Source organism: Stenotrophomonas sp. YJH_SMC_106-19 (genome assembly GCF_059368375.1).
The window spans coordinates 629,393-640,938 of sequence record NZ_JCAFRQ010000001.1; the positions used below are offsets into that span (position 1 = coordinate 629,393).

The window sequence follows — 11,546 nt, forward strand, 5'->3', positions numbered from 1 at the left end:
GCACGCAGAATGTATGCCCGCTGTAGAGCCAAGCCCACGCTCGGCTGTACGGATCAGGCCTCGCGCATGCGGCGCGCGATGGCACTGCCGGCCGCGATCGTGGCGGTCAGGGCCACCATCGACAGGAACTGCAGGCGCGTATGCGCCTCGCTCAGCAGCAGGCCGAAGATCAGTGCCAGGATCGCCAGGGCGCAGCAGGTCAGCCACGGGAAACCGGCCATGCGGAACGGCAGGCGCGAGCCGAGGCGGTCCGCACGGCGGCGCAGCACCAGTTGAGAAAGCAGCGACAGCGTCCACACCAGCAGGCAGGTCGAGCCGACGATGTTCAGCAGCACCGGCAGCACCTTGTCCGGGAACAGCAGTTCCATCACCGTCGCGGCAAACCCGAACAGCACGCTGGCCAGAACGGCGATCACCGGCACCTGCCGCGGGTCGGTCCAGCCCAGCACGGCCGGTGCCTCGCGGCGCTGCGCCAGCGAATACATCATCCGCGACGCGCCGTAGAGGTTGGCGTTGAGGGCCGACAGCAGGGCGATCACTGCGATCAGCGTGATGGCCGTGCCCGCCCCCGGAATGCGGGCCGCATCCAGCACCGCGGCGAACGGCGACTTCAGCGCTTCGCTGGTCCACGGCACCACGGCGATGATCACGCTCAGCGAGCCGATGTAGAACACCAGGATGCGCCAGGCCACGGTGCGGATGGCGCGGGCGATGCTGCGCTCGGGATCCTCGGTCTCGGCCGCGGCAACGGCCACGATCTCGGTGCCGCCGAAGGCGAACACCACCACCAGCAGGGCTGCGCCGATACCGGCCAGGCCCTGCGGTGCAAAACCGCCGTGTGCGGTGAAGTTGCTCAGTCCCGGAGAGGTCACCTGCGGTAGCCAGCCCATCAGCAGCGCGAAACCGATGGCGATGAACGCCAGGATCGCCACCACCTTGAGAATGGCGAACCAGAACTCGAACTCACCGAAATTCCTGACCCCCAGCAGGTTGATCGCGGTGAAGAACAGCATGAACGCCAGGGCGGCCATCGGCACCGGAATGGCAGGCCAGACCGTGGCCAGCAGGCCCGCCGCTCCCACGGCCTCGGCGGCGATCACGATCACCAGCTGTACCCACCAGAGCCAGCCGACAGTCGCCCCTGCCGTGGCGCCCATGGCGTCGGCGGCATAGACCGAGAACGCGCCGCTGGTCGGCTTGGCCGCCGCCATTTCGCCCAGTGCGTTCATCACGATGATCACCAGTGCGCCGGCCACCAGGTACGACACCAGCACCGCCGGGCCGGCCGCCTGTACGCCCACACCGGACCCCAGGAACAGGCCCGCGCCGATGGCGCTGCCCAACCCCATCATGATCAGCTGGCGTGGCTTGAGCGAATGGCCCAGGCGGGAGGGCGAGGCAGGCGTAACGGGGCTGGCGGGCATCGGCAGGAGTGGGCGGCGGCTACAGGGGCGTCACCTTACCCTGTCCCGCGCCTGTGGGGATAGGCACAGTGCAGCAGGCCGCTCAGGCCAGCGCCGGCTCGCCGATGCGGGCGCGGTAGGCGCGCGGCGAGAAACCGGTTTCGGCCTTGAACTTGCGGGTGAACGCGCTCTGGTCACTGAACCCGCAGGCCTGGCCGATGCAGGCGATGCTGTCGTCGCCATGCAGCAGATGCATGGCCATCTGGATCCGCAGCCGCGTCAGCACCTGCTGCGGGGTCATCTGGAACACCTTGCGGAAGCTGCGCTCCAGCTTGGACAGCGAGAACCCGGTGATGTCCAGCAATGTCTGCATGCGCACGTTCTCGGCGTAATGCGCGTTGAGATGGGCCAGGGCCAGCCGCAGCTGCTCGTACTGGGTTCCCAGGCTGTCTTTCTGGCCCAGGTCGCGCGAGATGCCGATCAGGCCCTCGATGCTGCCGTCGACCACCAGCGGCCGCTTGCAGGTCAGGCACCAGCCCGGCTCGCGGTTGGCGAACAGGTGCAGCTCCATCAGGTTCTCGATCACCTCGCCGGACAGCACGCGTGCGTCCTGGTCGACATAGTCCGCACTGAGGCCGGTCGGGTAGATCTCGGCCGCGGTACGCCCGATCACGTCCTTGCGCGCGCGCAGGCCCAGCCGCCGCAGCATGGTCTGGTTGACGTGGGTGTAACGGCCCTGGCGGTCCTTTATGAAGAACAGCACGTCCGGGATGGCGTCGAACAGGGCTTCGATGTCGGCAGGCTCGACTCGCATGCGCCAAGCATAGCCGAGGCGCCCTTGTCCGCGCGATCACCTGCGCGGGACCGGGGCTTAACGTCTGGCGCGCGAGGGTAGAGGTTGACTTCCCCGCTACAGGACCTGGACCCATGGCCGCCAGCAAGCCCTCCGGCAAGCGCGCACCCGCCCCCTCCCCCGACCATCGCCGTGGCGACGGCGACGAACTGCACCTGCACGCCGGCGGCACGCACCCCCCGATGACCACGGCCCAGGGCATCCCCGTCGCCGACAACCAGAACTCGCTGCGCCAGGGCCCACGAGGCCCCACCCTGCTGGAGGACTTCATCCTCCGCGAGAAGATCACCCACTTCGACCATGAGCGCATCCCGGAGCGCATCGTGCATGCCCGCGGCAGCGCCGCGCACGGCTATTTCGAACTCACTCACTCGCTGGCCAAGTACACCCGTGCGCGCATCCTTGGCGAAGTCGGAAAGAAGACTCCGGTGTTCACCCGCTTTTCCACCGTGGCCGGCGGTGCCGGGTCGGTCGACACCCCCCGCGACGTGCGGGGTTTCGCGGTGAAGTTCTACACCCCTGAAGGCAACTGGGACCTGGTGGGCAACAACATCCCGGTGTTCTTCATCCAGGACGCAATGAAGTTTCCCGACCTGGTGCATGCGGTGAAGATGGAACCGGACCGCGCGTTCCCGCAGGCAGCGAGCGCGCACGACACGTTCTGGGACTTCATTTCGTTGATGCCCGAATCGATGCACATGATCATGTGGGCGATGAGCGACCGCGCCATTCCACGCTCGCTGCGCATGATCGAAGGCTTCGGCGTGCACAGCTTCCGCCTGTTGAACGAGGCCGGCGACTCCACCTTCGTCAAATTCCACTGGCGGCCGAAGCTGGGCATCCAGTCCACGGTGTGGGACGAGGCGTTGAAGCTGCAGGCCGCGGACAACGATTTCCATCGGCGCGACCTGTTCGAGGCGATCGAGCGTGGCGACTTCCCCGAATGGGAACTGGCCGTGCAGCTGTTCACGGAAGAGGAGGCCGACGCATTTCCGTTCGATCACCTGGACCCGACCAAGATCATTCCCGAATCGCTGGTGCCGCTGAAGGTGATCGGGCGCATGGTGCTGGATCGCTGGCCGGACAACTTCTTCGCCGAAACCGAGCAGGTGGCCTTCTGCCCGGCCAACGTGCCGCCCGGCATCGACTTCAGCAACGACCCGCTGCTGCAGGGCCGGCTGTTCTCCTACCTGGATACCCAGCTGATCCGCCTGGGCGGACCCAACTTCCACCAGATCCCGGTGAATGCGCCAAAGTGCCCGTTTGCCAACCACCAGCGCGATGGGCATATGCAGATGCAGGTGCCCAAGGGCCGCGTGGCCTACGACCCCAGTTCGCTGGAGGACGACAGCCCGCGCGAGACACCGGCCGGATTCCGCAGCCATGCCAGCGCGGATGACGGCCGCAAGGGGCGCACGCGTGCCGAGAGCTTCGCCGACCATTACAGCCAGGCACGGATGTTCTTCCGCAGCCTGGAAGCACCCGAGCAGGCACATCTGGCCTCGGCCCTGGTATTCGAGCTGTCCAAGGTGGAAACGCCCAAAGTGCGCGTGCGTACCGTCAGCCACCTGCGCAACATCGACGAAACCCTCGCGCAGCGGGTGGCGGAAGGACTGGCGCTGCCCACCCTGCCCGACCCGGCACCCACTGCTACGCCGGCACAGGACATGCCCCCCGCACCGGAAGTCCGCGTGATTGGCCGCAACAAACCCACCCTGCAAGGGCGCTGCATCGGCATCCTGTTTGATGAAGGCTCCGATGCCGGTGTCATCAGCAGCCTGCGCAAGGCCGCCGAGAAGGCCGGCGCCGCGGTGAAGCTGGTGGCTCCCAAGGTGGGCGGCGCCACCCTGAGCAACGGCAAGCTGCAAGCGGCCGACGGGCAACTGGCGGGGACTCCATCGGCGGTGTTCGATGCGGTCGCGATCGTGCTCAGCGAGGAGGCCGGCAAGCGGCTGTCCAGCGACAGTGCGGGGCTGGAATTTGCCAGCACCGCGTGGGCACACCTGAAGGCCATCGGCAGCGATGAAGGAGGCCGGGTGCTGCTCAAGGCGGCGCGCGTGGGCAAGGATGCAGGCATCGTCGACGCGGGCGATGCCGGCGCTTTCCTCGCCGTCGCCGCCACCCGCCAGTGGGCCCGCGAACCGAAGCTGCGGCAACTGGCCTGACGGCCTCACCCCCATCGCCTGCAAGGAGACGTGTCATGCCCCGTGGAGACAAATCCGCCTATACCGACAAGCAGAAGCGCCAGGCTGAACACATCGAGGAAAGCGAGCGCGAGCGTGGCGCCAGTGAAAGCACCGCCGAACGCATCGCGTGGGCCACCGTGAACAAGCAGGATGGCGGAGGCAAGCGCAGTGGCAGTGCCCGCAAGGGCGCCAAGAAGACTGCGAAGAAAACTGCGAAGAAAACTGCGAAGAAGGCGGCGAAGAAGGCACCGGCAAAGAAGGCCGCAACGAAGAGCACTGCGGGAAAAGCACCGGCGAAGAAGGCCGCAAAGAAGACTGCCTCGAAGAAAGCGCCCGCGAAGAAGTCCACCGCCAGCACGCGCAGTGCAGCCGCAAAGAAGGCAGCGGCAACCCGGGCGGCAAAGAAGGCGGCACGCTCGACCGCCGCGAAGAAGGCGGCGCGCACCCGCGCAGGCGGTTGAGATGCACCCGGCAGCGCAGCGGGCACACGATGCCTGCGGCCCTGCACGGTGACGTGGCGCACGCCGGGCAGCATCAGCACCCGGCGGCGCCACGGCTCAGTCAATCGCCGGCCCGGCCCTTGGGCGCGGGTGCCGCCACGGCCACCGCCTGCAGCTTGCGCACCGCAGCGATCGGAATCGCTTCGGCCCGTCGCTGCTGCGGCCACCAGACGAACAGGAATGCGCTGCTGGAGCCCAGCAGGCGCGCGGTGCCGGGCAAGGGCGCCGCGTCGCCGTTCAACTGCAGGCGGATCACTTCCCCACGTCCCTCGTTGCGGATCTGCTGCCCCCGCACCTGCACGTAGTTGGCCGCGCCGATGGCCATGAACGCAGCCACGGCCAGGGTCATCGCCGTCAGCGGCCGCAGCCCTACGCCCTCCCAGCTGGTCAGTACCGAGCGCATGAGCACCGCCCGCCATGCCCAGTTGCGTGCGCGCAGTTGCTCGAGCTTGGCCGCATTGCGCATCCGCAGCGTTTCCGGCCAGCTCACCAGCAGCACCAGCAGCACGCCCGCAGCCAGCAGCAGTGCATAGGCCGGGTCACGGATGCCGGCCACCAGGAAATCGCTGGGCTGCAGGTAATCCAGAATCGACAGCTCGAATCCCCGGTAGAACCAGAAGCTGCACCACAGCCCCAGCAGCGACACCAGCAGATAGGCAGTGGTGAACAGCAGTGCCGGCTCACGGCGCATGCGGGACAGCGCCTGCATCACCGCCGAGTCATCATCGCCACGGGTCAGCGGCAGCATCGACCAGTCGGTCGCTGCTTCCGGCTCCGGTGGCGCCGCAGCCACCTCGATGCCCTGCACCCGCGGCACATCGCCATAGGTCCCTTCCGGTTCCCTGTTTTCCATGCCCGCTCCCCTTTTCAGCGAGCATCGCCGAAAAAGGTGGCGCGCGGTAGACCACCGGCCTGCGGCATACTCCACGGTGCCGCAGGGCGCAGAGCGGAGGAAAGGGCCATGAAACGATGGACTGGCATGTTGGGGCTGCTGGCGTGGCTCTGCGCCGCGTCACCGGCCGTTTCCGGCAATGCGCGGACTCCCGCCGCGCCAGCGGACGATGTGGGTACCGCGCAGGCCGTCGCACAGGCTGAAGCGCGTGGCCGGCAGATGTTCGAGCACGACCTGGCGGCCGAGCGCGCAACCGACGCCCTGCTCGAACAGGGCATGCGCGGCGACACCCGGGTAAGGGGCTGGATAACCGAACAGCGCGGCAGCCACTACGAAGTCAGCATGATCGGCGACGGCGCAGTGGTCCTGTATAGGGCCGCCACCGACGCGCAGGGAAGGATGACCGGCGCAACCGAGACTCTGGATGTTCCAGCGGCGCCAACGACCTACCAAGCCGGCGCTGCCGCCGCACGCGCGCTGGCGTTGAACAGCGCCTTCGACGCCTGCGCGCAGACCTACAACAGCGTGGTTCTTCCGGCGCCCGGTACGGCCGCCGATGCGTGGACGGTCTACCTGCTGCCCGCCACCACCGATCCTGCCGTAGTTCCGCTGGGCGGCACGCATCGTCTCGACATCGCCCACGGCCGGATCGTCTCCCGCCGCGCCTTCACCCACAGCTGCATCCAGCTGAAGCGTGCGCCACCCGGTGCGGCGATGTTCATCACCCATCTGCAGGACCCGACACCGACCGAGATCCATGTGTTCTGGAGCCTGTGGGCCCGCTCGCCGCTGTACGTCTCCACGGGTAAGGACGTGATCTGGAAGATCGAGGACGGCCGCATCCGCCGCATGCAGGACTGACCGGCCACCACGCGCGAACACGTGGCGGCCCGTACCTTCAGGCGGCTGCCGACGGTCAGGCCGCGCGTGCTGCCACCGTGCGGACTGCACCGCTCTGCTCGATATGGAACACCGCGACCGACGCGGTCAGCGCATTGGCCTGCTCTTCCAGCGCGCGGCTGGCGGCAGTGGCTTCTTCCACCAGTGCGGCATTCTGCTGGGTCACCTGATCCATCTGCACCACCACCTGATTGACCTGTTCGATGCCGGCCGCCTGTTCCTTGCTCGCCGCAGCGATGTCACTCATCAGCTGGTTGGTGCGTGCGCTGGCCTGTGCCAAGCGGGCAATGGCTGCTTCCGACTCGACCGTAACCGCCAGACCGCTCTGCACCTTGCCTGCCGCCTCTTCGATGAGTTCCTTGATCTCCTTGGCGGCGATGCCCGCACGCTGCGCCAGCGTGCGCACTTCACTGGCGACCACGGCAAAGCCGCGGCCCTGCTCACCCGCGCGGGCAGCTTCCACCGCAGCGTTCAAGGCCAGGATGTTGGTCTGGAAGGCGATGCCATCGATGACCGTGGAGATTTCCGAGATGCGCGCCGAGGACTGATCGATCTCTCCCATCACAGATGCCATCTGTGCCATTGCCTGTTCGGTGGCCCGCACCGCCGCGCCGGCAGCGTGTGCCTCGCTGTCGGCCTGGCGGGCCAGCTCGGCATTCTGGCGGACGGTCGAGGTCAGTTCTTCCATCGATGCCGCCGCTTCTTCCAGGTTGGCGGCCTGCTGTTCGGTACGGCGCGACAGGTCGCTGTTGCCGGCAGCGAGCTCCTGCGCGGCATTGTTGATGCTGTCGGCGGCGTCCTGGATGCCGCGCACGATGCCGGTCAGCTGGGCCGTGGTGGTGTTGGCATCGTCGCGCATGCGGGCGAACACGCCGTCGTAGTGACCGTCCATGCGCGCAGTGAGGTCGCCCCCGGAGACCGCGCGCAGCACATCGGAGACGTCGGCGATGCTGGCCTGCGAACTGGCCATCATGCCGTTGAGCTGCTCGACCATCGCCCTGAACTGATACTGGAACGCACTGGCGTCCCCACGCACGCTGAAATCTCCGGCGCGCGCCGCGCGGACCAGGTCGTCAATCTGGGTGTTGACTGCCAGCAGGCTCTGTTTCACTGCGGCCAGCGTGCGGGTCAGCGTACCCTTCTCGCCGGGATAGTCCGGAAGGTCGCGGCTGAGGTCGCCGATGGCATAGCGCTGCATGACCTCGGCCATCAGCAGTTCCACCTGCACGTGTGATTCCACCAGGCTGTTGGTGGCCTGCACCATGCGCCCGAAATCGCCCGGAAACGCGCTGGCGTCCATGCGGTAGCGGATCGCACCCGCCTCGTGCTGCTCGGCCATGTGCATCTGCGCCCCGATGGCGGCCTGCACGCTCTGCCGCACGCTGGCCATCGCCTCGCCCAGCCGGGTCAGCTCGTCACGGCCGCCGAGGCGGAATTCCTGGTCCAGCTGGCCCTTGGACAGGCGCTCGGCCAGGTTCACCGCGCGTGCCAGCGGACCGGTCAGGCTGCGACCGATCATCACCGAGGCGGCAATGCCGACCAGCAGGGCCACGCCTCCCAGCACCAGCAACTGCAGCAGACTGCGTTCACCCAGGCGGATCGCCTCGGCGGCGGCCTCGCGGCTTTCCTTCTCTTCGAAGTCGACTCCCTCGGACAACGCCTTGTTCCAGCCGTTGGCCGCGTCCTGCACCGGCCCCAGGGTCAGTGCCACGGCAGCGGGGTAGTCGCCCTGCTCCATCAGTTCGCTGGTCTGCTTGTTGAGCGGGCGCGCAAGGGCGCGCTTGGCCGCGATGGTTTCAGCGATGGCCTTGCCCTCTGCATCGCCCGGCAGGGCCTGATAGGCGGACCAATCCGCCTCGTAGCGCTTGACCAGGTCGGCAATGCGCTTCTCGTCGCTGCCGCGCTCTTCGCCCTGGCGGATCAGCATTTCGCGGCGCACTACCATCATCTGGTTGTTGGCATCGAGCATCTGCGACAGCAGGCGTACCTTGGCCACACTGACGTCGACCACCTGCTGCATCGCGCGCTTCTGCACGACACTGGCGGTGGCGCCGGTGGCCACCACGGCAGCGACCAGCAGCAGCAACAGGCCAAAGCCCAGCCCAAGACGCCAGGCAACCCTGACATTCCTCAAGTAATCCATGGGTACATCCAAAACGGGGGGATGCGCCCGTATCGGCCGCGCCACCGGCAATCTTGATCGGCAACAAACACGGGCGTCGGCAGCCGTTCACCTTGGTGAGGCCCCGCCCCGTACTTCTGCGACAAGGGCCTGAGCCACGCCGGGGCTGCCCTGCTCATGCCGGCATCAGGTTGCTTTCACGGAGGCTGCGCAGCCTCTGCGGGCAGGGTGGAGCTGCCATCTGCCGGAGATCTTCATGCCCGTGTACCGCCCCGCCCTGCTCGCCCTGTCCTTGCTGGTGTCGCCCGCCTTCGCGCAGGTACCGCCGCCGGCCCAGCTGCCGGAGCCCATTGCCGAGCAGGCCGGACCCGATACAGCAGCCCGCTCGCCGCTGCACGCCCAAGTGTTGCTGGATCGCGCCAATTTCTCCCCGGGCGAGATCGACGGTGAAGTCGGCAGCAACCAGCATCGGGCCGTGGCCGGCTTCCAGGCGGCACACGGCCTGACGGTGAGCGGAGAGCTGGACGACAGCACCTGGGAGGCTCTCCAGGCCGAGACGATCGCGCCGCTGGCCAACTACACGCTGACGGCCGAGGATGTTGCCGGTCCGTTCCAGTCCATTCCCAAGAAACCCGCCGCACAGGCAAAGCTGAAGTCGCTGGGTTACAGCAGCGTCGAGGAAGCGCTCGGTGAACGCTTCCACGCGTCCCCTGCCCTTCTGAAGTTGCTCAACCCCGGCGTCGATCTGGCCAAGGCCGGCAGCCGTATCCAGGTGCCCAACATCGCCCCCGCGGCATTGCCGAAGGCGGCGAAGATCGTGGTCGACAAGTCCGATTCCACTCTTCAGTTGCTGGATGCGCAGGGCAAGGTGATCGCACAGGTGCCGGTTTCGTCCGGCAGCCAGCACGATCCGCTGCCGATCGGTGAATGGAAGATTCTCGGCGTCCATCGCGACCCGCCGTTCCACTACAACCCCAAGCTGTTCTGGGATGCGCGCAAAGGCGAGAAGAAGGCCACGCTGCCGCCCGGTCCGAACAATCCGGTCGGCCGGGTCTGGATCGATCTGTCCAAACCCCACTATGGCCTGCACGGAACGCCGGTACCCGGGCATGTCGGCAAGACCGAATCGCATGGCTGCGTGCGCATGACCAACTGGGATGCACTGCGCGTGGCCGATGCGGTGGATACCTCTGTCCCCGTGGTGATGCAGGAGTGAACCGATGCGACTTTCGCAGTTGATCGTGCTGGGCGTGCTGGTAGGTGTGGGAATGGGCTGGTGGCTGCGCCGCGATGCGGGTGAGCCAGTAGCGGTTGCCCGGCCTGCAGCACCACCTGCGGTGGCTGCGGGGCCGGAGGTTGCGGCTGCGACGCCGCGTGTGGGCGCTGCGGCTCCCACGGCGGTGCCGCCGTCCAGCGCCACCGATGCGCCAAGCGGCCTGCTGCTGCCGGTGCAGGGCGTACTGCCTTCGCAGCTGCGCGATACCTTCACCGATGCCCGCAGCGAAGGGCGCGTGCATGATGCAATCGACATCATGGCCGACGCAGGAACTCCGGTGCTGGCAGTGGCCGATGGGACGGTGGAAAAGCTGTTCGACAGCAAGCGTGGGGGGCTGACGATCTACCAGTTCGAGCCGAGCGGGCACTGGTGCTACTACTATGCCCACCTGCAACGCTATGCCGATGGCCTGGCCGAAAAGCAGGTGATCAAGCGTGGCGAGGTGATTGGCTACCTAGGCAGCACCGGCAACGCCAGCGCCGAGGCCCCACACCTGCATTTCGAAGTGCACGTGCTGGGGCCGGAGAAGCAGTGGTGGAAGGGGGAATCGATCAATCCGTACCCGCTGTTGCAGGCGGGAGGGTAGCGCGTCTGCCGCGTGGCAGAGCCAGTCGCAGTGATGCCCGATTTGGGCACGATCCTACCCGTATTGGGTATCTGACAAGTACCCCGCCGGGCATGGCCCGGCGCTACCGGCGTCGCCACCGCCGCAGCGCGATGCTGGCGGTTGCCAGCCCGCCACCGGCAATCAGTAACAGCAGTGCCAGGGGCTGCCAGAAGAAGAACGGCCACAGACCTCCAGCACGGTCAGCCGCAGCCAGGAACCCCCGCGCGGACGTGCGTCGCCGCGCCCATAGCCGAAGTACGAGGCGGCAATTCCAGCGGACTCAACCGATTCCAGTGCGCGGGTGATGCCGGAGCCCGGCACGTCCGAACGCGCGCCAGCACGGAAGTCAGTCTGAAGCGCGTGAACCCACCCGATACCTCGCCAGATGGCGAGGCTAGGCATCGCACATGCGGAAGGGCGTCAGGCCGGCCTGACTTCTCTGCAGACCGGCTCGGCAAGTTCGCGGCAGGCGAAGAACAGCTCTTCCACCCCACCTTCGTCCAGGTGCCTGCGCGGCGTCGCCGTGGTGGCGCAACGGTTGGCCGCATGCAGCATCTCCACCGCGGTGAGGATGCCCACGGCCGCACGGTCGATCCGCGCCAAGGACTGACGTCGTCCGTCGGACAGGTTCTCCTCCGGCCACAACACGCCATCGGAGCCCTCGCCATCACGGATGCGGGTGAGGCAGCCCTGGAACGTGCTGAGATCGTCGGCGGGATTGGCGTCGTCGTTGATGGGCTCAACAACATGGAACGGCGGGGTCTTGCGAGCGGTCATGGTGTCGGCTTCCGTGGCTGCACTTGACAG

Annotated in this window: 10 protein-coding genes and 1 pseudogene; 5 read left to right on the forward strand and 6 right to left on the reverse strand. The window is 67.2% G+C overall.

The genetic code is table 11. From position 1 onward, the window contains the following. Positions 1–53: 53 nt before the first annotated feature. Positions 54–1,424, reverse strand: a complete 1,371-nt coding sequence (locus AC5P5M_RS02885; protein ID WP_065174823.1) for an amino acid permease — start codon at positions 1,422–1,424, stop codon at positions 54–56. Positions 1,425–1,506: 82 nt separating this feature from the next. After that, the gene (locus tag AC5P5M_RS02890) at positions 1,507–2,217 is read right to left on the reverse strand and encodes an AraC family transcriptional regulator (protein ID WP_053519032.1); all 711 of its coding nucleotides are present in this window, start codon (positions 2,215–2,217) and stop codon (positions 1,507–1,509) included. A gap of 113 nt (positions 2,218–2,330) precedes the next feature. Here AC5P5M_RS02890 and AC5P5M_RS02895 point away from each other — a divergent pair, with 113 nt between their 5' ends. Further along, on the forward strand, positions 2,331–4,421 hold the full coding sequence (locus tag AC5P5M_RS02895; RefSeq protein ID WP_193396772.1) for a catalase: 2,091 nt from the start codon (positions 2,331–2,333) through the stop codon (positions 4,419–4,421). 35 nt (positions 4,422–4,456) lie between these two features. Next, positions 4,457–4,903 (forward strand): hypothetical protein, encoded by a 447-nt coding sequence (locus AC5P5M_RS02900; protein ID WP_495205541.1) that lies wholly within the window; start codon positions 4,457–4,459, stop codon positions 4,901–4,903. A gap of 100 nt (positions 4,904–5,003) precedes the next feature. Here the strand turns inward: AC5P5M_RS02900 and AC5P5M_RS02905 are convergent, their stop codons facing one another. Further along, the gene (locus tag AC5P5M_RS02905) at positions 5,004–5,795 is read right to left on the reverse strand and encodes a hypothetical protein (RefSeq protein WP_495205542.1); all 792 of its coding nucleotides are present in this window, start codon (positions 5,793–5,795) and stop codon (positions 5,004–5,006) included. Between the two features lie 108 nt (positions 5,796–5,903). On the opposite strand from AC5P5M_RS02905, the gene AC5P5M_RS02910 reads away from it, so the two are divergent. Continuing rightward, positions 5,904–6,695 carry a hypothetical protein gene (locus AC5P5M_RS02910; protein ID WP_495205543.1) on the forward strand — a complete coding sequence of 264 codons (792 nt, stop codon included), beginning with the start codon at positions 5,904–5,906 and terminating at the stop codon, positions 6,693–6,695. A 55-nt stretch (positions 6,696–6,750) separates the two neighbouring features. Here AC5P5M_RS02910 and AC5P5M_RS02915 read toward each other — a convergent pair whose 3' ends face one another. Beyond that, positions 6,751–8,877, reverse strand: coding sequence for a methyl-accepting chemotaxis protein (locus AC5P5M_RS02915; protein ID WP_495205544.1), 2,127 nt, complete (start codon positions 8,875–8,877; stop codon positions 6,751–6,753). Positions 8,878–9,112: 235 nt separating this feature from the next. Here AC5P5M_RS02915 and AC5P5M_RS02920 point away from each other — a divergent pair, with 235 nt between their 5' ends. Continuing rightward, positions 9,113–10,072 carry a L,D-transpeptidase family protein gene (locus AC5P5M_RS02920; RefSeq protein ID WP_495205545.1) on the forward strand — a complete coding sequence of 320 codons (960 nt, stop codon included), beginning with the start codon at positions 9,113–9,115 and terminating at the stop codon, positions 10,070–10,072. Positions 10,073–10,076: 4 nt separating this feature from the next. Continuing rightward, entirely contained in the window at positions 10,077–10,718 is a 642-nt protein-coding gene (locus AC5P5M_RS02925; protein ID WP_495205546.1) for a M23 family metallopeptidase, read from the forward strand. Positions 10,719–10,821: 103 nt separating this feature from the next. Here AC5P5M_RS02925 and AC5P5M_RS02930 read toward each other — a convergent pair. Together AC5P5M_RS02930 and AC5P5M_RS02935 are read right to left on the reverse strand one after the other, a co-directional pair. Beyond that, positions 10,822–11,087: pseudogene (locus AC5P5M_RS02930) on the reverse strand (hypothetical protein); the annotation flags it as partial. 72 nt (positions 11,088–11,159) lie between these two features. Further along, a complete protein-coding gene (locus tag AC5P5M_RS02935) occupies positions 11,160–11,516 on the reverse strand; it encodes a hypothetical protein (protein WP_445394180.1) in 357 nt (118 codons plus the stop codon). Positions 11,517–11,546 lie beyond the last annotated feature (30 nt).

Excerpts from the sequence above, each read along its gene's own strand:
- AC5P5M_RS02890 (WP_053519032.1), bottom strand. The coding sequence starts at position 2,217 with ATGCGAGTCGAGCCTGCCGACATCGAAGCCCTGTTCGACGCCATCCCG.
- AC5P5M_RS02895 (WP_193396772.1), top strand. The coding sequence starts at position 2,331 with ATGGCCGCCAGCAAGCCCTCCGGCAAGCGCGCACCCGCCCCCTCCCCC.
- AC5P5M_RS02900 (WP_495205541.1), top strand. The coding sequence starts at position 4,457 with ATGCCCCGTGGAGACAAATCCGCCTATACCGACAAGCAGAAGCGCCAG.
- AC5P5M_RS02915 (WP_495205544.1), bottom strand. The coding sequence starts at position 8,877 with ATGGATTACTTGAGGAATGTCAGGGTTGCCTGGCGTCTTGGGCTGGGC.
- AC5P5M_RS02935 (WP_445394180.1), bottom strand. The coding sequence starts at position 11,516 with ATGACCGCTCGCAAGACCCCGCCGTTCCATGTTGTTGAGCCCATCAAC.
- AC5P5M_RS02885 (WP_065174823.1), bottom strand. The coding sequence starts at position 1,424 with ATGCCCGCCAGCCCCGTTACGCCTGCCTCGCCCTCCCGCCTGGGCCAT.
- AC5P5M_RS02905 (WP_495205542.1), bottom strand. The coding sequence starts at position 5,795 with ATGGAAAACAGGGAACCGGAAGGGACCTATGGCGATGTGCCGCGGGTG.
- AC5P5M_RS02910 (WP_495205543.1), top strand. The coding sequence starts at position 5,904 with ATGAAACGATGGACTGGCATGTTGGGGCTGCTGGCGTGGCTCTGCGCC.
- AC5P5M_RS02920 (WP_495205545.1), top strand. The coding sequence starts at position 9,113 with ATGCCCGTGTACCGCCCCGCCCTGCTCGCCCTGTCCTTGCTGGTGTCG.
- AC5P5M_RS02925 (WP_495205546.1), top strand. The coding sequence starts at position 10,077 with ATGCGACTTTCGCAGTTGATCGTGCTGGGCGTGCTGGTAGGTGTGGGA.